This is a genomic window from Bradyrhizobium liaoningense, from assembly GCF_018130825.1.
Classification (GTDB): Bacteria; Pseudomonadota; Alphaproteobacteria; order Rhizobiales; family Xanthobacteraceae; genus Bradyrhizobium; species Bradyrhizobium liaoningense_B.
Window position 1 is genome coordinate 257855 of sequence record NZ_JAFCJS010000006.1, and the last position, 24695, is coordinate 282549.

The window sequence follows — 24695 nt, forward strand, 5'->3', positions numbered from 1 at the left end:
GCCTCGCTTCAAATCGCGTCCCATATTCCGCGTGTCCGCCGCAACGCTGGCCCCGCATATGGCGGGTTCAATTGCCGGCGCTTTCGTGCAAGGATGCCTGCCGAAACGCCCCCTCCAAGCCCCCAAGAAGAGGTTAACGATGGTCAATCGCATGCAATTCTACATCGACGGCGCCTGGGTCGATCCCGCCGTCAAGAAGTCCACCGCCGTGGTCAATCCCGCGACGGAAGAGGCGATGTACGAGGTTGCGCTCGGCTCGAAGGCCGATGTCGACAAGGCCGTTGCCGCCGCCAAGCGCGCCTTTGCAACGTTCTCCCAGACCAGCCGCGAGGAGCGCGTCGCGCTGCTCACCAAAGTCATCGAGGTCTACAAGGGCCGTCTCAAGGAGATCGGCGCCGCCGTCTCCGACGAGATGGGCGCGCCGCTGCCGATGGCGGAGAAGCTGCAGGCCGGCGCCGGCCTCGGCCATCTCATGACCACGCTCGACGTGCTCAAGAACTATCATTTCGAGGAGCCGGTCGGCACCGCCATGGTGCTGCGCGAGCCGGTCGGCGTGGTCGGCATGATCACGCCCTGGAACTGGCCGCTCAACCAGATCGCCTGCAAGGTCGCGCCTGCGCTCGCCGCCGGCTGCACCATGATCCTGAAGCCGTCGGAGTTCACCCCGACCTCGGCGCTGATCTTCGCGGAGATCCTCCATGAAGCCGGCGTGCCGAAGGGCGTGTTCAACCTCGTCAACGGCCTCGGCCCCGAGGTCGGCGCCGCCATGAGCGAGCACCCCGACATCGACATGATCTCCTTCACCGGCTCGACCCGCGCCGGCATCGATGTGGCGAAGCGCGCGGCTCCGACCGTGAAGCGCGTCAGCCAGGAGCTCGGCGGCAAGTCGCCGAACGTCATCCTCGAAGGTGCCGACCTCACCAAGGCGGTGACCGGCGGCGTGATGCACATGTTCAACAACTCCGGCCAGTCCTGCAACGCGCCCTCGCGCATGATCGTGCCGGCCTCGAAGATGAAGGAAGTCTCAGCGATCGCGAAGGCCGTCGCCGACAAGACCAAGGCCGGCGATCCGCGCGGCGAAGGCACCACCATCGGCCCGGTCGTCAATCGCGGCCAGTGGGACAAGATCCAGGCGCTGATCAAGAAGGGCATCGACGAGGGCGCAACGCTCGTCGCCGGCGGCCCGGGCCTGCCTGAAGGCGTCAACAAGGGCTTCTATGTCCGTCCGACCATCTTCGCCGACGTCACTCCCGAGATGACGATCGCGCGCGAAGAGATCTTCGGACCGGTGCTGACCATCATCGGCGCCAAGGACGAAGCCGACGCCGTGCAGATCGCCAACGACACGCCGTACGGTCTTGCCGGCTACGTCTCGGGCGCGACGGTCGAGGACGCCAAGCGCGTCGGCCGCCAGATCCGCGCCGGCAACGTCAACCTCCAGGGCGTGCCCAACGACCGCACCGCGCCGTTCGGCGGCTACAAGCAGTCGGGCAACGGCCGCGAGTGGGGCAAGTACGGCCTCGAGGACTTCCTCGAAGTGAAGGCGGTCGCCGGCTTCAACGCGGCGTAAATTTCACCGCCTGAATGAGAATGACGCCGGAGCGGGAAACCGCTCCGGCGTTTTTTGTTTTGTGGGCTTCGTAGGGTGGATTAGCGAAGCGTAATCCACCGCTTCTATTTCCGCGGAGACGAACAGTGGTGGGTTACGCCAGCGGACTACGCTTCGCGTAGCCGCGGGCTAACCCACCCTACGATTCCAACCTATCCCCCCAACGCCCCCTGCGTGTTCACATACAGCGCGTAGATCGACTGGCTTGCGGCCATGAACAGGCGGTTGCGCTTGACGCCGCCGAAGCAGAGATTGGCGCAGCGTTCGGGCAGCGCGATGCGGCCGATCATGACGCCGTCGGGCGCGAACACGACCACGCCGTCGAGCTCGGGGTCGCCCATGCCCCAGCCGCACCAGAGATTGCCGTCGATGTCGCAGCGCATGCCGTCGGGCGTGCCCGGACCGGCATCGATGTGGACGCGCTTGTTCGAAATCGTGGTGCCCTCGGGCGAAACGTCATAGGCAAGGATTTTTCGGTTCGGCACGCCGCGGGATTCCACGACGTACAGGATCTTCTCGTCCGGCGAGAAGCACAGCCCGTTCGGCCCGAGCACACCCTCGGCAACGATGGTCGCCTTGCCGGTCTGGGGATCAAGCCGGTAGACGTTCGGCTCGATCTCGGGCTCGGCCTTGTAGCCCTCGTAATTGCCGAGCAGGCCGAAGGTCGGATCGGTGAACCATATCGAGCCGTCGGATTTCACCACGACATCGTTCGGCGAGTTCAACCGCTTGCCGTTGAATTGATCCATCAGCACGGTGATGCTGCCGTCATATTCGGTGCGCACCACGCGCCGCCCGCCATGCTCGCAGGTGATCAGCCGGCCCTGGCGATCCCTGGTGTTGCCATTGGCGAAGTTGGAAGGCTTGCGGAATACGCTGACCGCGCCGGTCTCCTCCTCCCATTTGATGATGCGCTGGTTCGGAATGTCGCTGCAGAGCAGATAGCGCCCGTCGCCGAACCAGACCGGCCCCTCGGCCCAGCGCAGCCCGGTCGCCAGCCGCTCCACGGCCGACAGCTTCAGCCAGTATTTTTCGAAGCGGGGATCGAGCGCGCGGATCGCCGGATCCGGATAATAGCTCGCCGGCCGCCAGCCTGGCCGCTCCTGGGAGTGGGACGATGCCTCATTCATGCCGGTTCTCTCGTTTCGTTCCCTCTGGACAATTCTGCTATCATTAGAGACACGTGACCGCAAATCGGTCACTAACGGCGAGGGACAACATGCCGCGTATTTTGATGACGGGAGCTTCGGGCGGAATCGGCACGAGCCTGCGAAAACTGCTGCCGCCGATCTATCCGGATCTCCTGCTCTCCGACATCAAGCCGCCGGCCGATCTCGGCGCGAACGAGAAATTCAAGGCGGCGGACCTCGCCGATCTCGCGCAGTGCGAGGCGATCTGCGAGGGGGTCGACGGCATCATCCATTTCGGCGGCTATTCGGTTGAAGGCAGCTGGGATCAAATCCTTCAGGCCAACATCATCGGCGGCTACAATCTGTTCGAGGCCGCGTACCGCAAGGGCGTCAAGCGCGTCGTGTTCGCCTCGTCGAACCACGCCGTCGGCTTCTATCCGCGTCACCACAAGATCGGCACCGACGTCACCCCGCGCCCCGACGGGCGCTACGGCGTCAGCAAGGTGTTCGGCGAAGCGGTCGGCGCGCTCTACGCCGACAAGCACGGGCTGAAGGTGACTTGCCTGCGCATCGGCAATTTCGGCGACATGCCGCTCGACCAGCGCCGGCTCGCGATCTGGCTCAAGCCCGACGACCTCGTGCAGCTCTGCCGCATCGGGCTCGAACATCCCGACATCCACTTCGAAGTCTTCTACGGCGCCTCCCTCAACGAGCGCGCCTGGTGGGACAACCATCGCGCCTACGAGTTCGGCTACCGCCCGACGGGCCGCGCCGAAGATTTCCGCGAGCACGCGATGGCCGAGCAGGCCAAGCTGAAGCCCGATCCGGTCGGCGATTATTTCCAGGGCGGCACGTTCTGCAGCATGGAGTTCGACGCCGACCCGAGCCGGATCATCGACTGGAAGAAGCGCTAGCGTCGACGTCAGGAATGCAGATGCGCCCTCCCGGCTCGGCTTGCGGGCGGGAGGGGCGCACGATCGCGATGACGGCTAAGGTCTTGAACGGCCCCCTCCGTCTAACGTCTGAATGCACACCGTAGAGTTCCGGATTTCCGTTTTCGGAAATAGGCGTTCTATTGTCGGAACACGTGAGCGTTTCTTCTATCCATTGCGTCGCGCGGACGTGACCGCCTTTTCATTCTAGCGATTGTGGAAAAGCAAAATGCGCAAGATGGTTCTCTCAGGGGCCGCGGTGTTGACCGTCGCCCTCGTCGCGGCGGTATCCTGGCCAACGCCGCGTCCGGATGTGGAGCGATTCGGGGACAGTGTCTACGAAACCATCTGGTTCTGGCGCATCCCGGTCTACGCCCACAATCCTGCCTGGAGTGTGCGCTGGACGTGGAACGATCCGCTTCACGCACAGGCAAGATGCTGCCGGGCCACGCCGCAGCCGATATCCGAACCGGGCTCGCAGGTTCCTCCGGCCAGTCAGGCGATCGCGCGCTTGGCAAGCAAATAGAAGGGCCGCGTGGCTATCTGGTTTCTGGTTGAAGTGTTGCATCACGCGCTGTGCCAGAGGGACGCAGATGGTTCCGGAGATAGCTCGCATTTCTCTCAAATGAGTTCCTTGCTTTAAGCTTAACCAGAAACCTAATCCTCGATTTACAGCTGCAATCTACAGTTTACCTTGTTCTTGAATCGGTCATTCAAGGACGCCAACAAATGCGCCGCTTTGCGCTCAACCCATGTCTCGTGATTGTTCTGGCGGCATCGGGTTTCAGCGCGTACGCCGACGCGAACAAGGCCGATGGCGGCAGCTCGGCCTCGCTCGCTCCGCGTGCGAAGATCGAATGCTCGCTCAAGCGCAAGCCCGGTGAACCCCTCGATCCCCCGTCGACGGCCGCCATCCCATCTACCGAATCCTTCGTTGCGAGCAAGCATTTCAAGGAGGACATTGCGCCGACCGCGCCCGTCAAGATTTCGTGGCTCGGCGCGAGCTTCGCACGCCGCTTCGCCGTCAAGGTCGAGACCGCGGACGACACGTCTCTGCAGACTCATGCCTTGAACAATCCTGCAAATGCCGCGCGGATCGTCGATGAGCTGGGCGCTCGTGCCGAGAGCAAACTTGCCGATATCTGGTGTCTCCTGAAGCTGCAGGCCAACGGCGAAAGCGGGGCGCTGCAGACCGGCTCCGCTCCGAACCTCTTCTTTGTCCGCGATGGCGCGGGCGACCTTGGCGTGGTTGACGCCCTGTGGGGTGGCGCGGGCTGGGAAATCGGAGCCAGTCCGATCGGAAGCCCGCGGGCCTGGACTCCCGGCACGCGCGTGTTCTCTCACTGAGACGAGACGTCCTCAGTCTTCGCAGGCGGGGTGCGGCGGCCGATCCTTCTCGGCCTGCTGCATCCATGGCGCGCGCTTCAGCGCGCCGTCATGCGGGGCCTAGTCCATGCCTTCGTCGGGAATATTCAGGATGGTCCCACAGGCCTTGCAATGTACCGCGTCGACGTCATGGCGCTGCAGGGCGCAGACCGGGCAGGGAAAGCGCACCTTGGAGGGCGCGAGCAGGGCCTTGGCGAGATTCAGGAACAGGGTCACGCCGAAGATCATGATGACGACGGTGATCAGTCGCCCGACGGTGCCGGGCAGGGTGATGTCGCCGAAACCGGTCGTGGTCAGCGCGGTGACCGTGAAGTAGAGTGCGTCGGCATAGTTGGCGATCTGCTGGTTGTGGGACCTCTGGGTCTCGTAGACGACCCCGGTCATCACGAAAATGAACACGCCGAGATTCGCGACGGCAAAGACCACTTCCTCGTTCCGTCGAAAGAAGGCGCTGTCGGCCCTCAGCCGCGCCACCATCTGGTAGTCGCGCAACAGCCGCAATGTCCGGAACGCACGCAGGAATCCGCCGGCTTCTCCGGCGAGCGGCGCGAGGAACGAAATGATGACGACGATGTCGGTCCAGGTCGAAAGCCGCGTGAGCTCGCGCAGCGGCTGACGGCTGATGATCATCCGTGCCGAGAAATCCGCAAGGATCAGCAGGCCGAACACGACATCGAGCGCCTCGACGGTCCTGTTGCGAGGCAGGAACGAGGTCGCGATGATGAACAGAACCGTGACGATATCGAGCGCGAGCAAGGCGTAGCGAAATCTGATGCAGCCGAATGTGTCGCCCTCGTAAAGCTGCCTGACCCTGTCTTTCAGAATCTCGAATGGGACGGCAACGGCGCCGAGCAGCCCATGTCCCTTTGTGTTGTTGCGATGAGACACCATGGTCAGCGACCGCCGCGCCTGCGGCCTATCCTTCCGAAGGATCGAGCATTTCGCCGAGCTTGCGAACGGCGACATTGATCGACATGCCCAAGTAGTCGCCGGAATCGCCGAACCACGAGCCGGCCAGCGGCACGGCCTGCCCCGGATGCCGCGCTATGGCCACCGGGATGAGGTCGAAGCCGGCGCTCAGGCTGTTGGTCGGATCGTAATCGAGCCAGCCGGCGCCGGGCAGGAACACCTGCACCCATGCATGGGTGGCGCCGGAGCCGGTCATCCCCACGGCGCCGCCATCGAGCGCGGCATCATAGAGATAGCCGCTGACGAAGCGCGCGGCAAAGCCGAGGCGGCGCAACGTCTCGATCATGAGCCAGGCGAAGTCGCGGCAGGTGCCGGATTTCGTGCGCAGCGTCTCGCCAGGGGACTGGGTGCCTTCCGCCTCTCTTCCGCGATAGCTGAACTCGCTGCGAAACAGGCCCAGCATCCGGCGCAGCAGGTCGGCGGTCCGGTCCTGATCGCCGGCAACGAAGCTCTTGGTCCATGCCGCATGGCTGCCGTCTGGATCGTCGGCATGCGGACGCAAATATCCTGCAAGATCGGTCCACTCATCCGGCGTGTACTGCACGGGGACTTCCTCGGCCCGCGGCTCCAGCGGAAACGTCTCCAGCCCCTTGATGCCGAAATAGATGCCGCGAACCTTGAACGTGAAGGTCAGCTCGCTGCCGGGCTCGCTGAAGTCCATCACCGTGACGGCATTGGAGCGGGCGTCGGTCACCCAATGCACCTTTGATGGCAGACTGGTCGAAGCGGACCAGCGAAGCAGCCGGGTCGAGGCGCCGCGCCGCGGCAAGAACATGGCCCGGTGCGTGCCGAACGTCACCGGCTTTGCATAGCGATAGGTCGTCGTGTGCGTGATCTCGCCGATGATCGCCATGCACTGACCCGTTTCGCGTTGCAGCGCTCGTCGAGCGCCGTCTCACACAGCAAGAGCGGCCTGCAGCTTTCGGCTCGGCCGCTTCCGCCCATTGATCTAGATCAACGTCATTCCCGGCGTCGTCTGGCCCATCAAACGACATTCCTTCAGACGTTTGATGTTTCGAATTGACCGAATGGAGCGATGGACATGGGTATCCTTTGGACGATCATCATCGGATTTATCGTAGGATTGGTCGCGAAGTTCATCATGCCCGGCGACAAATCCGAGCCCACAGGGTTCATTTTGACGACGGTCCTGGGAATTGTGGGCGCGTTCGTTGCGACCTGGCTCGGTCAGGCCGTGGGATGGTACCGGTTCGGGGAGGGCGCCGGCTTCATCGGAAGCGTGGTCGGTGCAATCATCCTCCTGTTTGTGTACGGCCTTGTCATGGGTCGTCAGGGGCGGGCCTGATCGATCCACATGATCGGCCGAGCATGAAAATCAAACTGCCAGCTGTCGCATTGCTGGTATCAGCGCCGGCGCAAGCCGCAGCGCTCAGCCAGGCCGAAGCGACGTTTCTCGATCAGCTCGTCACGGCATCCGCGGTGCTGGAGCAGCGATGCACCGGCTATGAGGTCGATGGTGCCGGCAGCGTTCAACTCGGCGCCCGGCTTCTCGGCAGCCCTGATGCCGCGATGGCGATGATCGATGCCTATGCTGCGGCCATCAAGGCCTTTGATGGCGAGAGCTACGATCCCGGAAAATTCCGCCCAGAGGTGGCCGAGGCCGCCAGAAGGACATTCAGGCAGGTGCGGACCGACTTGATCAGGAATCCGGAGCAGGCCTGCGCCGACTATGGCGATAACAGCGTGGAGCGCGGGCTGCTGAGACGGTATTGAACGGTCCTTTGCGCGCCCGGCGAGCGAAGCGCGTCGGCCGACATCAGCCGCTGGCGATGTCACGACTCATCTTTTGCAGTCGCGCAAACGCAGCCCATGCTTTTGGATAGTCGGCGTGCTTTGAATCGATCGTGAGCAGCGCGCGGCAGGCCTCGTTGATGTCTTCCGGTGACGGACGCATCGAGCGGTCGGCCGATGACTCCGCCTTCTTCCAGCGGTCCTCGACGTCCTTCGCCAGGGCCAGTGCTTCCGACGGGCTTCGTTTCCGGGTTGATCTCGCCAATGCGTGATCCGGAGGGAATGTGGGCCACGCGGCCGGCGGCCGATCGGCTTGCCACTCGCTCTCCTTGGCAGCCCCTCGGTTCGCGGGCGGATTTGGCTGTCCATTTGCAGCATCAGGCGGAACGGTCTTGGCGGCGAGCTCGCGGACCTGCTGCTCTATCGTGCCGCCGGACGACGATCCGCCCGCTGAAGCTGCAGGCTTCGTCAGGGCGGGGGCAACCGACGTCTGCACGTCGGGGGCGGCCTTCTGAACGGTTTTGACGACCGCCGCCACGCCGGGCGACACACCCGGCCGCTGCTGCGCGACCTTGTCCTCTTCGGTGGGACAGGGTCTGTATCCCGAACGCTGATGCGTAATCCGTCCGTCGTCATCGATGCGGGCAAAATCAATGGCCACGGTATAGACGAAAGCGACATCGACAGACTGGCCGAACTTGTCCCTCGCCTTGACGCCGCCGCAAACATACCTCGCCGCGCCGGCCTCGACTGAATGCAATGTACTGAATTTGGCCGAGTCCGGATCGATCAGCGCATGTTTGACGGCTGCGCGCGCTTTCATATGTTCCGAGGAGAACATGCTGATCAGGGCGTCCGGGTTGATGAAATCGGGCTGGTAGTACCACGCATACTCCGCCGCGAAGAATGCTGCGCCGAAGGCCACTGCGATCAGGAAACCAGGTACATTCATCGGACTGTTCCGGGAAATGGAACCCGGCATGGTTGTTATGTGTTTCAGAAACCATTTGAAATAGAGTCCTCTAACAACCCGTTAATCGGTTGCGTGATTGGTCTTCATCTACCAGAAGATTATATTGGATGAGTTCCGCCGGGTTCCGTCGCCCACGCGTGGTTCATTCTTCTCCGCATCGGCCGTTGCAGGGCCGGCGGACCAACAGGCGCATGCGCCAGCGCTAGCTGTCGCCAGCAATCCGCGCCAGATAATCCGACTTGCTGAACTGCATGTGATCGACGCAGAGCTGCGCGAGCGCCCAGCTGTCGCGGCCCTTCAAGAGCTCGATCATCAGCTCGTGCTGGCGGCGCGATTGCGCGAGGCCGTCGCGGTCGGCGAGGTTCTTCGCGCGCATCGGCAGGGTCAGGTTCATGTAGTCCTGCAGCGAGCGCACCAGATAAGGATTGCCGCAGGCCGAGAACAGCGCGAGGTGGAAGGCGTCGTTGGCCTCGTGGATGCCGCGCAGATCCTGCAAATCGGCCTTGGCGCAATATTGCCGTTGCAGTGCGGTCAGCTCGTCGATCAGGCCTTGCGGTGCGGGCAGGGGGATCATCAGCGCGGCCTGGCGGGTCAGCATCTCCCTGACCTCGTAGATCTGCCGCACCTCCTCGGCCGAGTAGAACCGTACGGTGGCGCCGACATTCTTCTCGCGGCGGACGATGCCGCGCCGCTCCGCATCCACCAGCGCCTGCCGCACGAAGTGCCTTGACGTGCCGTAGCGCGACATCAGCGCGTCCTCGGTGAGGCGCGCGCCGGGCGCGAGGCGGCCGAAGATGATGTCCTCTTCCAGCCGCGCGACGACGTCATCAAGGTCGTCGCGCCGGACCGTCATGGCGTCTGCGGTGCGAATGTCGGACATGCCCTCAGCCTCCCGGCCTCGAGCCGGTCCCGACTGTGGAGCAGGGAGAGGATGGATTGTCAATAATTTGTGCCGCATGCAGGGCTCTCAGGCCGAAACTGCGACAATCTGGACCAATCTTATTGACAATCGGAGGCCAGGCTGTACCACAATGGTAACCTGGAAGGAGTGACGTGATGACGAGCGGGTTGCGCAAGGGTCTGACGAGCTACGGCGATGCCGGCTTTTCGCTGTTCCTGCGCAAGGCGTTCATCAAGGCCATGGGCTATTCCGACGATGCGCTGGAGCGTCCGATCGTCGGCATCACCAACACCTATAGCGACTACAATCCCTGTCACGGCAACGTCCCGCAGATCATCGAGGCCGCCAAGCGCGGCGTGATGCTGTCGGGCGCCATGCCGTTCGTGTTCCCGACCATCTCGATCGCCGAGAGCTTTGCGCATCCGACCTCGATGTATCTGCGCAACCTGATGGCGATGGACACAGAGGAGATGATCCGGGCCCAGCCGATGGATGCGGTGATCGTGATCGGCGGCTGCGACAAGACTCTGCCCGCGCAGGTGATGGCGGCGATCAGCGCCGACCTGCCGACCGTGGTGATCCCCGTCGGACCCATGGTGGTCGGCCATCACAAGGGCGAGGTGCTGGGCGCCTGCACCGACTGCCGCCGTCTCTGGGCGAAATATCGCGCCGGCGACATGGACGATGCCGAGATCGAGGCGGTGAACGGGCGCCTCGCCCCCTCCGTCGGCACCTGCATGGTGATGGGCACGGCTTCGACCATGGCCTGCATGATCGAGGCGATGGGCCTGTCGCTGCCGATGAGTGCGACGATTCCCGCGCCGCATGCCGAGCGATTTCGTCTGGCTGAAGCCAGTGGCAAGGTCGCCGCCGAGATGGCCAAGACCAAGGGGCCGAAGCCGAGCGAACTCCTGACGCCGGCGTCCTTCAAGAACGCACAGGTCGTGCTCCAGGCCATCGGCGGCTCGACCAACGGCCTGATCCATCTGACGGCGATGGCGCATCGCTCGCCGCACCGGCTCGATCTCGGCGCGTTCGACCAGATCGGCCGCGAGGTGCCGGTGCTGGTCGACCTCAAGCCGTCAGGCGAGCACTATATGGAGCATTTCCATCACGCCGGTGGCGTGCCGAAGCTGCTGGCGCAGCTCGGCGACCTCATCGATCTCGATGCGAAGACCATCACCGGCCAGACGCTGCGCGAGGTCGCGGCGAATGCCGAGGACGTGCCCGGCCAGGACGCGATCCGTCCGCGCGACAATCCGATCAAGAAGGAAGGCGGCCTCGCCATCCTGCACGGCAATCTCGCGCCGCGCGGCGCGGTCATCAAACAATCGGCTGCGAGCCCGAAGCTGCTGCAGCACACCGGGCGCGCGGTGGTGTTCGAATCCGTCGAGGACATGACCTTGCGGGTCGACGATCCCGACCTCGACGTCACCGCCGACGACGTGCTGGTGCTGCGCAATGCCGGCCCGAAGGGCGCGCCAGGCATGCCCGAGGCGGGCTATCTGCCGATCCCGAAGAAGCTCGCGCGAGGCGGCACCAAGGACATGGTGCGCATTTCGGATGCGCGCATGAGCGGCACCGCGTTCGGCACCATCGTGCTGCACATCACCCCGGAATCCGCCGTCGGCGGACCGCTGGCGCTGGTGAAGAACGGCGACATGATCCGCCTCGATGTGGCCAGGCGCAGCATCGAGCTGCTGGTCGATACCGCCGAGCTGGAGCGTCGGCGCGCCGCCTCGAAGCCGGCCGCTGCGCGGGAGGAGGCACGGCGCGGCTACGCCTGGCTGTTCAACGAGACCATCATGCAGGCCGACGAGGGCTGCGACTTCGATTTCATGCAGAGGACTGGGAAGACCGAGAAGGGCTGATAGCAAGCGAACGAACGCTCAGACCGCACAAGCGGCGGGCGATAAACAGGGGGAAACGATGATTGCACGATCCATGTGTGGGCTCGCGGCTGCGGCCGCCGTGCTGTTCGTCACGGGAGCGGGGGCGCAGGAGGTGAAGCATTATCGCTTCGCCTACGACCAGCCGCGCAACACCGGCTATTCCATCGCCGGTGACCTCTTCGCCGACAAGCTCAAGGAATTGAGCAAGGGCACCATGATCATCGACCAGTATCCCGGCGCACAGCTCGGGCAGGAGCCGCAGGTGCTTCAGCTCGTGAAGGCCGGCGACGTCGAGTTCGCCATCATCTCCTCAGCCAACACCGCGACCATCTCGCCGCAGGCCGGCGTGATGTCGCTGCACTTCCTGTTCCGCGACGAGAACCATGTGATCAAGGGGCTGGCCGATCCGAAAGTGTTCGAAGCGCTCAAGACCATGATCGACGAGACCACGCAGGGCCTGCACGTCATCGCGACCGGCTCGCAGGGCGTGCGCCACATGTACTCGAAGCGGGAAGTCCACAATGTCGGCGACATCAAAGGCCTGAAAGTCCGCGTGCAGGCGACCGCGACCGAGGACACCATGTTCCCGGCCTATGGTGCCCAGACCGTGCACATGCCGTTCGGCAGCGTCTACACCAGCTTGCAGACCGGCGTCGTCGACGTCGCTGAGAACAGCATCAACGTCTACCTCGTCAACAAGCATTACGAGGTCGCGCCTGTGCTCAACATCACCGAGCACGAGGCCAACAACGCGCTGGTGTTCATCTCCGACAAGCTCTGGCAGAGCCTCTCGGCCGAGCAGAAGCAGTGGGTGCAGACCGCGGCCAACGAGATCAGCTCCAAGGAGCCGGCAAAGGCGTTCGAGCTCGAACGCACCGCGGCCGAGAAGCTGAAGAAGATGGGCGTGAAGATCGTCGATAACGTCGACAAGAAGAGCTTTACGGCGGTCGCCGATCCCTATCTCGACAAGCTCGCCAAGGATCTCGGCCCGCACGCCGAGAAGATCAAGAATCTGATCCGGTCGATCAACTAGGGCCGCCCGCGGCCATCCTTCGAGACGCCCGCCTGCGGCGGGCCCTCAGGATGAGGTCGTGCTTCGCGGCGAGATTCTAAACCCTCATGGTGAGGAGCCCGCCAAAGCGGGCGTCTCGAACCATGCAGGCCGAGCACGATCGGCAGCTTCCCAGCTGTCGCGTCCGATAGCTTTGGGACGACGGGGGAATTGAATGTCGATTTCCGACAAACTGCTCGTTCAATGGCAACGCCACCTGAAATGGCGCGCGCTCGATTGGCTCGAGCTTGCGCTGATGATCCTCTGCGGCGTGCTGTGCTTCGGCTTCTCGCTGTCGGTCACCGCCGACATCGTCACCCGCACCATCGGCCATCCCTGGCTATGGCTGCAGGAAGTCACCTCGACGCTCTTCATCTACGCGATCTTCATCGGCACGGCGGCGGCGACCCGGCGCAACGACCACCTCTATCTCACCGCGATCTCCGAGGCGATGCACGGAACGCCGCGGCTGATCGTCGAGGTCATCATCCGCCTCGTCGTGCTCGGCGTCGCCTTCTGCCTGATCTGGTACGGCTACCAGAACTATCTGCGTGGCTTCGGCAGTTTTCGGCTGCCGTCGGGCACGCCGATCGCCTCGCTTTATGCGATCATCCCGCTCTCGGGCGTGCTGATCGGCCTGTTCACCATCGAGCAGCTCGTCAACGGCCTGCGCAACGGCTTTGACCACCCCGAGCCGCCCGAGGAAGATGCTGCGCCGGGTCTCTCCGAGGCACAGATGAGGGCGCAGCCGTGAGCGCACCCGTCGTCCTGGCATTGATGTCGATCTGCTTCCTGTCGTTCGGCTATCTCGGCGTGCCCGTGCCGTTCTCGCTGATGGCCGGCGTCTTCATCGGCGCGATCCTGTCCGATGTCTCGCTCGCCGCGATCATCCAGAAGATCTTCGACGGCGTCGATTCCGAGGCGCTGCTGGCGATCCCGTTCTTCCTCTTGGTCGGCGAGCTCATGAGCTCGGCCAATGTGGTGGTCAGAATCGCCAACCTGTCGGTGTCGCTGGTCGGGCACATCAGGGGCGGGCTGTCGCAGGTCGTGGTCGTCTTCAGCATGTTCTTCTCGGAGATGTCGGGCTCGACCACCGCCGACGTCGCGGTGATGAGCCGCGCGCTGGGCGGCCCGATGAAGCGCGAGGGCTACGAGCCCGCCTTCATCGCCGCCATCATCGCCTCCGCCTCGACCATCGCGGCGCTGGTGCCGCCGAGCATCACGGCGGTGGTCTACGGTGCCGTCGGCAACGTCTCGATCGCCGGTCTGTTCATGGCGGGTGTCGTGCCCGGCCTGATGATTGGCTTCGGCCTGATGATCTATTGCTATTTCTTCGGCCCGTCCGGCTTGCGCAAGCCGCGCGCGCCGCTCCGGCAGGTGGTGTTCGCGGCGGGCGATGCGGCCCTGCCGCTGATGATCCCGGTGATCCTGCTGGGCGGCATCCTCACCGGCTGGTTCACGCCGACGGAAGCCGGCGTCGTCGCCGTGGTCTGGATCATCCTGGTCGTGATCCCCGCGCTCAACCGCGGACACTTCAGGAAGATTCCTTACGATTTCTGCCTCGCCGGCCTGATCTTCTCGCTGCCGCTGATCACGATCGGCGCCGCCAATGCGTTCGGCTGGATGCTCGCGTACTTGCGCGGCGCGACCTATATCGCCGAGTGGATCACCTCCATCGCCGGCAACGATCCGCATCTCATCATGCTGCTCATGGTGCTGCTGTTCACCGTGGTCGGCGACTTCATCGAGCCGGTGCCGACCATCATCATCTTCATGCCGCTGGTCAACGCGCTGACGGAGGCCGGCGACATCAACGCCGTGCACATGGGCGTGGTGCTGATCGCAACGCTCGCCTTCGGCCTGATCACGCCGCCCTATGGGCTCGTCTTGCTGATGGCCTCGAAATTCGTCGGCATCAGCTTTGCCAAAGCGCTACGGGCGGCACTGCCGATCTACGTGGTATTCCTGGCGACGATCGCGTTCGCGATCTATTTCCCGAGCGTGGTGCTGTGGCTGCCGCGGCACGTGCTCCCCGAGTCGGTCGGCTGCTTCAAGTCGCCGGCGGGGACGGGCTATATCTGTCCGCAATAGCGACCTGCTCGACACGCCAATGTGCGTGCTCGCGCACGTAACGGAACGGCGTGCCATGGCTGTTCTTGAAGTAGCTGCCGCACAGCACGTTCGCCATGCCCTGCATCACGGCGTCGTGGCAGACGAACAGGAGTTCGTCGCCGGGATGACGGTCGAGCCAGGCGGAGACGCAAGCGAGCGACCGTGCGGCCATGGCGTCCCAGTTTTCGCCGTCGGCCGGCAGGATCGAGACGAGGCCCGTCGCCGATTTGACGCCGTGCTTGATCATGAGGTCGCGGACGGGAAGGCCCTCGAAGCTGCCGAAATCGAACTCGATGATGCCGTCGTCGATCGCGAGCGGCACCGCGATCGCGGCCGCGATGATCTCGGCCGTTCGCGCCGCGCGGACCAGCGGGCTTGCGACGATCCGGCTGATGCCGGCCCCGCGCAGCATCTCCACGGCTTCGTGCGCCTGCCGCAGGCCGTCCTCGTTCAGCGGATTGTCGGTGCGACCCTGGAAGCGTCCCTCGCGATTCCAGTCGGTCGCCCCGTGGCGAAGGCCGTAGAACGTGCGCGCGGGCGTCGTCACTTCGACTTGCTCGTGAACTTCTTCACGGCAGTGCGGAACGCCTCCGTGTTCATCGCCATGATGATCTTGTGCTCCTCGGCATCGAGCTGCTGTTTTACGGGCGTGGTAGCGGCCGCATAGACCAGCGACTTGGTGCCGGCGATGGCCGCCGGTGGATTCTGTGCGAGGCGCTCGGCGAGCTGTCGCGTGGCCGCCTTCAGCTCGGTTGCAGGAACGGTCTTGGCGACGAGGCCCCATTCATAGGCCTGCTGCGCGGTAAAATTGTCCTCGGCGAGAAAGATCTGCAGCGCGCGGCGGGAGCCGACCGTGCCGACGATCCCGACCGTGGAGCCGCCGTCCGGCGACACGCCGATCTTGGCATAGGCCGGCGTGAACTTGGCGTCGTCGGCGGCGATGCAGAGGTCGGTGACGAAGGCGAGGCCCATGCCGGCACCGGCGGCCGAGCCGTGGACGCTGGACAATGAGATCTTCGGCATGCGCCTGATGATCTCGATGAAGGCGTGATAGTGCTTGAGCAGCTCGCCGACGACGGGTGTCACCGTGTTGGCCTCGGCCGCGGCGCCAATCGTCTGCAGATCGCCACCCGCCGAGAAGGCGCGGCCTTCGCCCTCGATCACCAGAACCCGGATGGCGTCGTCGCCTTCGATATAGGCCGCGAGCTGCTCGAGCTTCTGCGCGATCGGAAGATTGATCGAGTTGAACGCTGTGGGGCGGTTGAGCGTGATGGTTGCAATCGGGCCGTCGATCCGCAGCAGGGCGGGATCGTCGGGCTTTGAGACGGGTGCTGGCATCTGGAATATCCCGGCATGAGGTGGTTCGTGCGACTAAATCGCAGAAGGCGAGGGGAGACAATCCCCGGCCGCTCTTGCGCCGGGCGGAACGATAGGCTCAAATGGCCCCGCCTTCGCCAAGGGACGGACACGAGCGCCGGCTCCTCGAAAGGCCAGCAAACCAAAATCAGCAAGAGAGGAGACGACATGGGTCACGCTCGTGTCTCCGGAAATGGGCTGCTCCGATGACTGGCCCGGTGATCATCGTCGGTGCCGGCCATGGCGGCTACCAGGTCGCGGCATCCCTGCGCCAGGCGGGCTCTTCCGAGCGCATCTGCCTGATCAATGACGAGGCGCATCTGCCTTACCAGCGGCCGCCGCTGTCCAAGGGCTACATCAAGGGCTCGGCCGGGCCGGAGAGCCTGATGTTCCGCCCCGAAAAATTCTACCAGGACCAGAAGATCGAGCTGGTCGCGGGCCGCGCGGTGTCGATCGACCGCGCCGGGCACAAGGTGCTGCTCGCGTCCGGCGAAACGTTGCCTTACGGCCACCTCGTGCTGGCCACCGGCGCGCGCAACCGGCTACTCGATCTGCCCAACGCCAATCTGCCCGACGTGAAATATCTGCGCATCCTCGACGACAGCGAGGCGCTGCGGGCGATCATTCCGTCGAAGAAGCGCGCCGTGATCATCGGCGCCGGCTTCATTGGCCTTGAATTCGCAGCCACCGCGCGGATCAAGGGGCTCGAGGTCGATGTGCTCGAGCTCGCCCCGCGCGTGATGGCGCGCGCGGTGACGGCGGAGGTCTCGGAATATTTCCAGGAACGCCATCGCGAGGCCGGCATCCGCATCCATCTTGGCGTGCAGGCGACCTCCATCGAGGCTGAGGGCGGCAAGGTCACCGGCGTGTCCTTGAGCGACGGCCGGCATCTGTCCGCCGACCTCGTCGTGGTCGGCGTCGGCGTGCTGCCGAATATCGAGCTCGCGGCCGAGGCGGGGCTCCCCGTCGCCGCCGGCATCATCGTCGACGAATATCTGTCGACGGTTGACCCCGATATCTCAGCGATCGGCGACTGCGCGCTGTTCGCAAGTCCTCGCTTCGGTAGCTCGCTGCGGCTGGAATCGGTGCAGAACGCCACCGACCACGCCCGCTGCCTCGCCGCGCGGCTGACCGGCGACAAGAAACCGTACGACAGCCATCCCTGGTTCTGGAGCGACCAGGGCGACGACAAGCTCCAGATCGCCGGCCTCACCACCGGCTATGACCGCGTCGTGCTTCGCGGCGATCCCGCGAAGAAGGCGTTTTCCGCGTTCTGCTATCACGGCGACAGGCTGCTCGGCATCGAGTCCATCAACCGCGCCGGCGATCACATGTTCGGCCGCCGGCTGCAGGCGATGGATCGCTCGATCACGCCGGAGCAGGCCGCGGACGAAAGCTTCGACCTGAAGAGCGCGCTGGCGTGACGTTCTTCTCCCTCGCCCCGCTTGCGGCAGGGCTATCGCATATGAAGATGCGTGGCGGATAGCTCGCCCGCAGCGCATCCTTCGAGACGCCCGCCGATGGCGGGCCCTCAGGATGAGGGCGGAGTGCGCGGCAGCAATTTCAACGGGGGCAATGCTGCCTAGCCTCATCCTGAGGAGACCGCGAAGCGGTCGTCTCGAAGGACGAGGCGCTTGCTCTGGCCGTCACCAAGAAGCCATCTGCGATAGCCCTGCCGCAGGCGGGGAGAGGCGAAGGAAGCGCGCTCCGTCCTATAAGACCGCCGCCACTTCGGCGGCCGTCGGCATCGACGGCCCGGCGCCCATCCGCTGCACGCTGATCGACGCCGCGGTGTTGGCGAAGGTGAGCGCGGCATGCAAAGGCACACCCTCAGCGAGCTGCGCCGCCAGCGCGCCCACAAAGCAATCGCCGGCGCCGGTCGTGTCGATCGCCTTCACCGCGCGGCCGGGCACCGCAATCTCCTCGCGCCCCGCCAGCGCCAGCACGCCGCGCTTGCCGAGTGTGACGCAGATGGTCTGGTCCTCGCGCGCCTGGAGTTTTCGCGCGACGTCGATGATGCGCGCGGCCTCGTCGCGCTCGGACAGCTCCGCGCCGGCGAGAAAGCCGAGCTCGGTCTCGTTCAGCACGAGGACGTCGACCAGCGCCAGCAGCTCGCTCGACATCTTCTGTGCCGGCGCCGGGTTGAGCACGGTCACGGCGCCCGCGTCGCGCGCGCGCCGGAAGAAGGCGGCGATCGTCGGCAGCGGGATCTCGAACTGGCTGACCGCGACGTCGCCCTTCAATAGCGGCACGACGCTGACGTCATCCGCGCCGACCAGGGCATTGCTGCCGGGGATGACGACGATGGTGTTATCGGCGTCCGCCACCGTGATGATGGCGGTGCCGGTGTGGGCCTCCGCCGTCTCCTTGATATAGCCGAGGTCGATGCCCTGAGCGCCGAGGAAGGCTTTCAGCTCGGTGCCGAAGGAGTCCTTGCCCAGCCGCCCGATCAGCGTCGTCCGCGCCCCTAACCGCGCTGCCGCGACCGCCTGGTTCGCTCCCTTGCCGCCCGGAAAATACAGCACCTGACGCCCTGCGACGGTCTCGCCGACGCGTGGGTGGCGATCGGCCGTCGCCACCACGTCCATGTTGATGCTGCCGGCGACGAAGACGCGCCCCATGTGAGTCTAGACCCTGACCTCGAACTCGTGCCTGACCTTGGCGATGTCGACGAGTGTCGGCAGGCCCGCCTCGTTGCCGAGGCGCTGGATCTTGTAGGTCGAGGCGGCGCGCGCGAAATCGAAATGCTCGCGCCAGCTTTTGCCGGGATGGGCGAGGTAGGAATAGACGTAGGCGCCGTGGAACACGTCGCCGGCGCCATTGGTGTCGATCACGCGCTCGCGCGGGATCGGCATCGCCGGCATGGTCTCGACCGTGCCGGTCTCGTTGTACCAGAGCAGGCCCTTCTCACCCATGGTGACGCCGCCGATCTTGCAGCCGCGGCTCTTGAGATAGTCGAGCATCTTCTCCGGCGTCAGGTCCATCTGCTCGCACAGGCGTTCGGCGACGATAGCGACATCGATATATTCCAGCAGCTCATGCGTGTTGGTGCGCAGGCCGCCGCCGTCGAGCGAGGTCAGGATGCCGGCCTCGCGGCAGACTTTTGCGTAGTGGATCGCGGCATCGGGCTGGTGGCCGTCGATATGCAGCGCGCGGCAATTGCCGAGATTGAGGATCGGGAAGGGATGGATGTGGGAATCGTCGCGGCAGCGGACGATGGCGCGCTTGCCGTCCTTGGGCATGATGAAGGACAGCGACGACTGGTTCACCTTGCGCGCATGCAGCGAGATCGCGTATTTCGCGCACATGTCCTGGAACATGCGTCCCAGCCAGTCATTGGCGGCGGTCGCGATCAGATCCGGCACGATGCCGAGCTTGGCGCAGCAGAACGCCGCCGTCACGGCATTGCCGCCGAAGGAAACCGCGTAGTCGGTCGCCACGTGCTTCTCGTCGCCGGTCGGCATGTGGTCGGTGATGAAGACGACGTCGATATAGGTCTGTCCGATAAAGAGAGCCTGCATTGGTTGTCCGTGATGCGCTGTGTGGTCCCGACCGGCTGCTTACCTTAGCACCGCTTCCGCGGGAGCCAAAATATTCGCAGAGTCATGGCGATAGGTGCTTGAGGTCGGCCTGGGGGCGGAATACGACCGTGGCTGGGCGAGCTGCCCGGGCGGAGCCAACGACCTCCAAGGTCTTTATCTTGGGCGTTTCGGTTCCGGCCCGTTGCGGAGGGGGGAACATGATCACCGGCCTCGATCACATCGTCGTTCTGGTCAGGGATATCGGTGCGGCCAGGGCGGCCTATCAGACGCTGCTCGCCCGCGCGCCGGCCTGGCAGAACTCGGGTGACGGTGCGGACCGGGTGCTGTTCACGCTCGAAAACATGACGATCGAGCTGATGGCGCCGAACGGCTTCAGCGTCACCGCCGACCGCATGCGTGCGCTGCTCGACGACCAGGAGGGCGTGCTCGCCAGCCTGTGCTTTCGTGTCGCGGACATGGGCAAGATGCACCGCCGGCTGGAGCGGGTGGCCTTGAGGCCCGATCCGGTCGCGGAGGTCGAAAGCAGCGATTCCGCCACCGATGCCGTCCTGCACTGGAAGCGCACCCGGGCCGCGACGGAGCTGACGCGCGGCGTGCGCATGTTCTTCCTCGAGCTCGCCGAGGAGCGCCCGAAATCGGTTGCGACCGACGTCGCGCCGATCGACGGGCTCGACCATGTCGTGATCACCACGGAGGATTCCGAGCGCGCCGCCGCGCTCTACGGCGCACGGCTCGGGCTCGACCTCGCGCTCGACCGCTCGCATCAGGATTGGGGCCAGCTGATGTTCTTCCGCTGCGGCGACCTCATCGTCGAAGTGGTGCGCCGACCCGTGGCGGGGGGCGATGCCGCGCACGATCGCCTCTGGGGCCTGAGCTGGCGCGTCGCCGACATCGACGCCACCCGCGCCCGCCTGATCGCGGCCGGCCTCGACGTCACCGAGGTCCGCAACGGCCGCAAGCCGGGCACGCGGATCATGACGGTGCGGAACGGCACCTGCGGGATCCAGACCGTGCTGCTGGAGCGCTCGCCGAAGCCGGTGGAGTGAGGCGCACGGCTTTCTCCGTTCGAAGACTCCCGTAGGGTGGGCAAAGCGACTTGTCCGCCGTAGCTCGAAGAGCGAAGGCGGAAGCGTGCCCAGGTCTTGCCTATTTGATGGGAAGACGTGGGCACGGCGCAAGCGCGCCCTTGCCCACCCTACGAAGCTCTCGTGTCCCGGACGCGGTGCGGCACGCAGTGACGCTCCGCAGAGCCGGGACCCAGAAGGCGGCGACTTCTCGCTTGGAGACATGGGCCCCGGCTCTGCAGCGCACCGCTGAAGTAGCGCTGCGCTGCGTCCGGGGCACGAGACATTCTCAAACGCCCACCCGCGTGGTACATGGCATACCGACAGCACCCAGCGAGCACCCGGTTTGGCAAAGGCAAAGCGAACTCTGAAATGGCAGCGCGATCCCGAGGGGATGCGGCTGCGCATTCTCGAAGCTGCCAAGCAGGAGTTTTCCGCCCACGGGCTCGCCGGCGCCCGCGTCGACCGCATCGCGGCCAAGGCCGGCGCCAACAAGCGCATGCTGTACTATCACGTCGGCAACAAGGACGAGCTCTATCTGGCAGTGCTCGAAGGCGCCTATGACAAGATCCGCAGCGAGGAACGCGGGCTCGATCTCGAGCATCTCGATCCGCCAGAGGCGATCCGGCGCCTGATCGAGTTCACCTGGAATTACTTCCTGCGCAATCCTGAATTCCTGTCGCTGCTCCAGACCGAGAACCTCGCGCGCGCAAAGCACCTGAAGAAATCGACCAAGGTCAAGTCGATGCATTCGCCCTTCGTCGAGATGATCCGCACCGTGGTGCGGCGCGGCGTCGAGTCCGGCGACTTCCAGGTCGCGGTCGATCCGGTGCAGCTCTACATCTCCATTGCGGCGCTCAGCTTCTTCTATCTCTCGAACTCGGCGACCCTCAGCGTGATCTTCGGCCGCGACCTGCTGGACAAGAAGGCCAAGGAGGAGCGTCTCGCGCACATGGCGGGCCTCGTGCTCGCCGCGCTGACGGGGCGCTCGGCAGAGCTGTTCGAGATCGCCAAGGCGCCGAAGTCGCGCAGCGCGGTGGTGCAGGCGGTGTAGCGGTCTCGTGCCCCGGACGCAGCGCAGCACGTAAGTGATGCGCTGCAGAGCCGGGGCCCATGCAACTGCAGAGCATGCGGCCTCTGGGTCCCGGCTCTGCGCCGCACCGCCGCGCGCTGCGTCGCGTCCGGGACACGAGACATTACGCTCCGTGTTCCCGACCCGATCCCCGAGCCCCCGGCACAAAACGTCACAGGGAAACCCCTAGACAGTATTTATCCAACGGGTTAATTTCTCCCCACAACGAAGAAGACTGCCGGGAGTGAAAATTGGCCGAGCCGAAGCCACCGAATGCGATCTCCAAATTGCTGAATGCGGCCTGGGTTCGGCCGTTCTTGTTCCTCGTCTTCATCGTTGTCGCCTGGGATCTCGCAATCCGGCTGTTCAGGATTCCCGCCTACCAGATCCCGTCGCCGGGCGATGTTCTCGCCGTGCTGCGCACCGAATGGCCGGAGCTGCTGCGGCAGTCCTGGCCGACAACCTATGCGACCGTCTGCGGCTTCCTGCTGTCGGCGCTGTTCGGCATCCCCGTCGCGATGCTGATCGCGGGCTCGAAGACGGTGGAGAGCTACGTCTATCCGCTGCTGGTGTTCTCGCAATCCGTGCCGAAGATCGCGATCGCGCCGCTGTTCGTGGTGTGGTTCGGCTTCGGCATCATTCCCAAAGTCATTTCCGCCTTCCTGCTCGGCTTCTTCCCGGTGGTCGTCTCCGCCGTGCAGGGCTTCAAGTCGGTCGACCCCGACATGGTCGATCTCGCCCGCGCCATGCAGGGCAGCCGCCTCCAGGTGTTCCGCGCGGTGAACCTGCCGCATGCGCTGCCGGCGATCTTCTCGGGCCTGAAAGTCTCCGTGACGCTCGCCGTGGTCGGCGCCGTCGTTGGCGAGTTCGTCGGGTCCAATTCCGGCATCGGCTACGTGATGCAGCGCTCGATCGGCACGTTCGACCTGCCGACGATGTTCGCCGCGCTGGTGATCCTCGCGCTGCTCGGCGTGATCCTGTTCTGGATCGTCGACCGGATAGAGAAGCTGGTCATTCCCTGGCATGTCAGCCAGCGCGAGGACGTGATTTTCGCAGCATAACCAAAACAACGAACGGCCAACAAAGGCCGACGCAACAAAGGCAAGGGAGAGTGACGATGAAGAGGTTGATTGGGGCTGTCTCAGCGGCGCTGATGGTATTCGCGGCCATGCCGGCGCAGGCAGCCGACAAGGTCGTGCTGATGCTGAACTGGTACGTCTATGGCGAGCACGCGCCGTTCTATTACGGCAAGGCCAAGGGCATCTACGCGGCCGAGGGCATCGACCTCGAGATCCAGGAGGGCCGCGGCTCGGCTGCGACCACGCAGGCGGTCGCCGCCAAGACCGCCGACTTCGGCTATGTCGACGTGCCCACCATGATGCGCGCCGCCATCAAGGGCGCGCCGGTGGTCGCGACCGGTGTGCTGCTGCAAACGAGCCCGATGTCCGCGATGGGCTTCGTCGACAAGAACATCAAGAAGCCCGAGGACATCAAGGGCAAGACGGTGGCGATCACGCCGGCCGATTCCATGACCCAGATCTGGCCGCTGTTCCTGAAGAAGACCGGCCTCAAGGAGAGCGACTTCCAGACCGTGGCCGGCGACGGCCAGACCAAGCTCAACGCCGTCATCAACGGCCAGGCTGATCTGCTGCTCGGCTACGTCATGGACCAGTCGATGAAGATCAAGGACGCCACCGGCAAGGACGTCTACCCGATCAAGTTCGCCGACTACGGCATCAACATGGTCTCCTCGGGCATCATCGCCAACGCCGACTACGTGAAGGCCAATGCCGACCTCGTCCGCCGCTTCATGTCGGCAACGACCAAGGCGGTCGAAGCCGCCGAGAAGGAGCCCAAGGCCGCGGCGCAATCGATCCTCGACGCCAACCCCAAGGGCGGCAAGATCGACACGCTGACGCAGGGCTTTGAGCTGACCATTCCGCTGTACCGAACCGCGGAGACCAAGGCCAAGCGGCCGTTCCAGGTCACCGACCAGAACATGACCGAGACGGTCAACCTGCTGGTCGAATATGGCGGGCTCGACGCCAAGGCCAAGGACAACCCGAAGGCCTTCTACACCAACGACTATCTGCCGAAGAGTGGCTCGTGAAACCAGCGAAAGTCGTGAGCGAAACCGTGCAGCCGGCCGCGCATCTGAGACTGGTGAGCGACCGGGCCGGCGATGCGTCGGGCATCAAATTGTCCGGCGTGTCGAAAACGTACCGGACGCGCGACGGCGACGTGCCGTCGCTGCGGCCGCTCGACTTCCACATCAATGACGGCGAGTTCTTCGTCGTGGTCGGCCCAAGCGGCTGCGGCAAGTCCACGCTGCTCAAGCTGATCTCGGGCCTGTTGCCGCCGACATCGGGCGAGATCCTGGTCGAGGGCGAGAAGGTGACGACGCCGCACGGCAATGTCGGCATCGTGTTCCAGAACGCGCTGCTCTTGCCCTGGCGCAACATTCTCAACAACGTCATGCTGCCGATCGACATGAAGCGGCTGCCGCGGCAGGAATATCTCGATCGTGCCAAGTCGCTGTTGAAGCTGGTCGGCCTCGAAGGCTTCGAGAAGAAGCTGCCCTGGCAGCTCTCCGGCGGCATGCAGCAGCGCGCCTCGATCTGCCGCGCGCTGGTGCATGACCCCAGGATCATGCTGATGGACGAGCCGTTCGGCGCGCTCGATGCGTTGACGCGCGAGCGCATGAATGTCGAATTGATGCGGATCCAGCGCGAGACGAAGAAGACGGTGCTGCTGATCACGCATTCGATTCCGGAGGCGGTGTTCCTCGCCGACCGCGTGCTGGTGATGACCGAGCGGCCCGGCGCGGTCGCGGCGATCTACGACGTGCCGCTGCCGCGCCCGCGCTCGCTCGACGTGATGGCCGATCCTGTCTTCACCGAGCTGGTGCAACGCATCCGCAAGCATTTCTTCTCGCAAGGTTCGCTGGACTAAAC

25 protein-coding genes are annotated in these 24695 nt (G+C 64.6%); 16 read left to right on the plus strand and 9 right to left on the minus strand.

Annotated features, from left to right (window positions below; genetic code table 11):
• Positions 1-139: 139 nt before the first annotated feature.
• On the plus strand, positions 140-1570 hold the full coding sequence (locus JQ603_RS26035) for an aldehyde dehydrogenase family protein (RefSeq protein WP_212343530.1): 1431 nt from the start codon (positions 140-142) through the stop codon (positions 1568-1570).
• 191 nt (positions 1571-1761) lie between these two features.
• On the opposite strand, the gene JQ603_RS26040 is transcribed toward JQ603_RS26035, so the two are convergent.
• Positions 1762-2739 (minus strand): SMP-30/gluconolactonase/LRE family protein, encoded by a 978-nt coding sequence (locus JQ603_RS26040; RefSeq protein ID WP_212343531.1) that lies wholly within the window; start codon positions 2737-2739, stop codon positions 1762-1764.
• Positions 2740-2828: 89 nt separating this feature from the next.
• Here JQ603_RS26040 and JQ603_RS26045 point away from each other — a divergent pair, with 89 nt between their 5' ends.
• The 3 genes from JQ603_RS26045 to JQ603_RS26055 all read left to right on the plus strand — a co-directional run bounded on the left by JQ603_RS26045 (position 2829) and on the right by JQ603_RS26055 (position 5018).
• Entirely contained in the window at positions 2829-3653 is an 825-nt protein-coding gene (locus JQ603_RS26045; RefSeq protein ID WP_212343532.1) for an NAD-dependent epimerase/dehydratase family protein, read from the plus strand.
• Positions 3654-3900: 247 nt separating this feature from the next.
• On the plus strand, positions 3901-4197 hold the full coding sequence (locus tag JQ603_RS26050; RefSeq protein WP_212343533.1) for a hypothetical protein: 297 nt from the start codon (positions 3901-3903) through the stop codon (positions 4195-4197).
• A 203-nt stretch (positions 4198-4400) separates the two neighbouring features.
• Entirely contained in the window at positions 4401-5018 is a 618-nt protein-coding gene (locus JQ603_RS26055; RefSeq protein WP_212343534.1) for a hypothetical protein, read from the plus strand.
• A 99-nt stretch (positions 5019-5117) separates the two neighbouring features.
• On the opposite strand, the gene JQ603_RS26060 is transcribed toward JQ603_RS26055, so the two are convergent.
• Both JQ603_RS26060 and JQ603_RS26065 read right to left on the minus strand, forming a co-directional pair.
• On the minus strand, positions 5118-5948 hold the full coding sequence (locus JQ603_RS26060) for a potassium channel family protein (RefSeq protein WP_212343535.1): 831 nt from the start codon (positions 5946-5948) through the stop codon (positions 5118-5120).
• 25 nt (positions 5949-5973) lie between these two features.
• Entirely contained in the window at positions 5974-6879 is a 906-nt protein-coding gene (locus JQ603_RS26065; protein WP_212343536.1) for a transglutaminase family protein, read from the minus strand.
• Between the two features lie 189 nt (positions 6880-7068).
• Between JQ603_RS26065 and JQ603_RS26070 the strand changes: the two genes are divergently transcribed.
• Together JQ603_RS26070 and JQ603_RS26075 are read left to right on the plus strand one after the other, a co-directional pair.
• Complete coding sequence (locus tag JQ603_RS26070) at positions 7069-7332, plus strand: GlsB/YeaQ/YmgE family stress response membrane protein (RefSeq protein ID WP_212343875.1); 264 nt, start codon at positions 7069-7071, stop codon at positions 7330-7332.
• A 23-nt stretch (positions 7333-7355) separates the two neighbouring features.
• Positions 7356-7760 carry a hypothetical protein gene (locus JQ603_RS26075; RefSeq protein WP_212343537.1) on the plus strand — a complete coding sequence of 135 codons (405 nt, stop codon included), beginning with the start codon at positions 7356-7358 and terminating at the stop codon, positions 7758-7760.
• Positions 7761-7803: 43 nt separating this feature from the next.
• Here the strand turns inward: JQ603_RS26075 and JQ603_RS26080 are convergent, their stop codons facing one another.
• Positions 7804-8730: a hypothetical protein gene (locus tag JQ603_RS26080; protein ID WP_212343538.1), complete on the minus strand. Its 927-nt coding sequence runs from the start codon at positions 8728-8730 to the stop codon at positions 7804-7806.
• Positions 8731-8953: 223 nt separating this feature from the next.
• Complete coding sequence (locus JQ603_RS26085) at positions 8954-9631, minus strand: GntR family transcriptional regulator (protein WP_212343539.1); 678 nt, start codon at positions 9629-9631, stop codon at positions 8954-8956.
• A 176-nt stretch (positions 9632-9807) separates the two neighbouring features.
• On the opposite strand from JQ603_RS26085, the gene JQ603_RS26090 reads away from it, so the two are divergent.
• The 4 genes from JQ603_RS26090 (at position 9808) to JQ603_RS26105 (ending at position 14686) form a co-directional block, all read left to right on the plus strand.
• Positions 9808-11523: an IlvD/Edd family dehydratase gene (locus JQ603_RS26090; protein ID WP_212343540.1), complete on the plus strand. Its 1716-nt coding sequence runs from the start codon at positions 9808-9810 to the stop codon at positions 11521-11523.
• Positions 11524-11581: 58 nt separating this feature from the next.
• The gene (locus JQ603_RS26095) at positions 11582-12577 is read left to right on the plus strand and encodes a TRAP transporter substrate-binding protein (RefSeq protein WP_212343541.1); all 996 of its coding nucleotides are present in this window, start codon (positions 11582-11584) and stop codon (positions 12575-12577) included.
• A 193-nt stretch (positions 12578-12770) separates the two neighbouring features.
• A complete protein-coding gene (locus tag JQ603_RS26100) occupies positions 12771-13349 on the plus strand; it encodes a TRAP transporter small permease (RefSeq protein ID WP_212343542.1) in 579 nt (192 codons plus the stop codon).
• Positions 13346-14686 (plus strand): TRAP transporter large permease, encoded by a 1341-nt coding sequence (locus tag JQ603_RS26105; RefSeq protein WP_212343543.1) that lies wholly within the window; start codon positions 13346-13348, stop codon positions 14684-14686. Before JQ603_RS26100 ends, JQ603_RS26105 begins: the two co-directional genes overlap by 4 nt.
• Here JQ603_RS26105 and JQ603_RS26110 read toward each other — a convergent pair.
• Complete coding sequence (locus JQ603_RS26110) at positions 14646-15254, minus strand: histidine phosphatase family protein (RefSeq protein ID WP_212343544.1); 609 nt, start codon at positions 15252-15254, stop codon at positions 14646-14648. The two genes, JQ603_RS26105 and JQ603_RS26110, sit on opposite strands and share 41 nt — an antisense overlap.
• Entirely contained in the window at positions 15251-16045 is a 795-nt protein-coding gene (locus JQ603_RS26115) for an enoyl-CoA hydratase/isomerase family protein (RefSeq protein ID WP_212343545.1), read from the minus strand. The genes JQ603_RS26110 and JQ603_RS26115 overlap by 4 nt, the downstream gene beginning before the upstream one ends.
• A gap of 224 nt (positions 16046-16269) precedes the next feature.
• On the opposite strand from JQ603_RS26115, the gene JQ603_RS26120 reads away from it, so the two are divergent.
• Positions 16270-17487, plus strand: a complete 1218-nt coding sequence (locus tag JQ603_RS26120) for an NAD(P)/FAD-dependent oxidoreductase (RefSeq protein WP_212343546.1) — start codon at positions 16270-16272, stop codon at positions 17485-17487.
• Between the two features lie 288 nt (positions 17488-17775).
• Here JQ603_RS26120 and rbsK read toward each other — a convergent pair whose 3' ends face one another.
• Both rbsK and JQ603_RS26130 read right to left on the minus strand, forming a co-directional pair.
• Positions 17776-18684, minus strand: a complete 909-nt coding sequence (gene rbsK, locus JQ603_RS26125) for a ribokinase (protein ID WP_212343547.1) — start codon at positions 18682-18684, stop codon at positions 17776-17778.
• 6 nt (positions 18685-18690) lie between these two features.
• A complete protein-coding gene (locus tag JQ603_RS26130; RefSeq protein WP_212343548.1) occupies positions 18691-19584 on the minus strand; it encodes a sugar kinase in 894 nt (297 codons plus the stop codon).
• A 218-nt stretch (positions 19585-19802) separates the two neighbouring features.
• On the opposite strand from JQ603_RS26130, the gene JQ603_RS26135 reads away from it, so the two are divergent.
• The 5 genes from JQ603_RS26135 to JQ603_RS26155 all read left to right on the plus strand — a co-directional run bounded on the left by JQ603_RS26135 (position 19803) and on the right by JQ603_RS26155 (position 24693).
• Positions 19803-20651: a VOC family protein gene (locus JQ603_RS26135; protein ID WP_212343549.1), complete on the plus strand. Its 849-nt coding sequence runs from the start codon at positions 19803-19805 to the stop codon at positions 20649-20651.
• Between the two features lie 364 nt (positions 20652-21015).
• A complete protein-coding gene (locus tag JQ603_RS26140; RefSeq protein WP_212343550.1) occupies positions 21016-21723 on the plus strand; it encodes a TetR/AcrR family transcriptional regulator in 708 nt (235 codons plus the stop codon).
• 269 nt (positions 21724-21992) lie between these two features.
• Positions 21993-22802: an ABC transporter permease gene (locus JQ603_RS26145; RefSeq protein WP_212343551.1), complete on the plus strand. Its 810-nt coding sequence runs from the start codon at positions 21993-21995 to the stop codon at positions 22800-22802.
• Positions 22803-22858: 56 nt separating this feature from the next.
• On the plus strand, positions 22859-23851 hold the full coding sequence (locus tag JQ603_RS26150; RefSeq protein WP_212343552.1) for an ABC transporter substrate-binding protein: 993 nt from the start codon (positions 22859-22861) through the stop codon (positions 23849-23851).
• Positions 23848-24693: an ABC transporter ATP-binding protein gene (locus JQ603_RS26155; RefSeq protein ID WP_212343553.1), complete on the plus strand. Its 846-nt coding sequence runs from the start codon at positions 23848-23850 to the stop codon at positions 24691-24693. The genes JQ603_RS26150 and JQ603_RS26155 overlap by 4 nt, the downstream gene beginning before the upstream one ends.
• Positions 24694-24695: the final 2 nt, after the last annotated feature.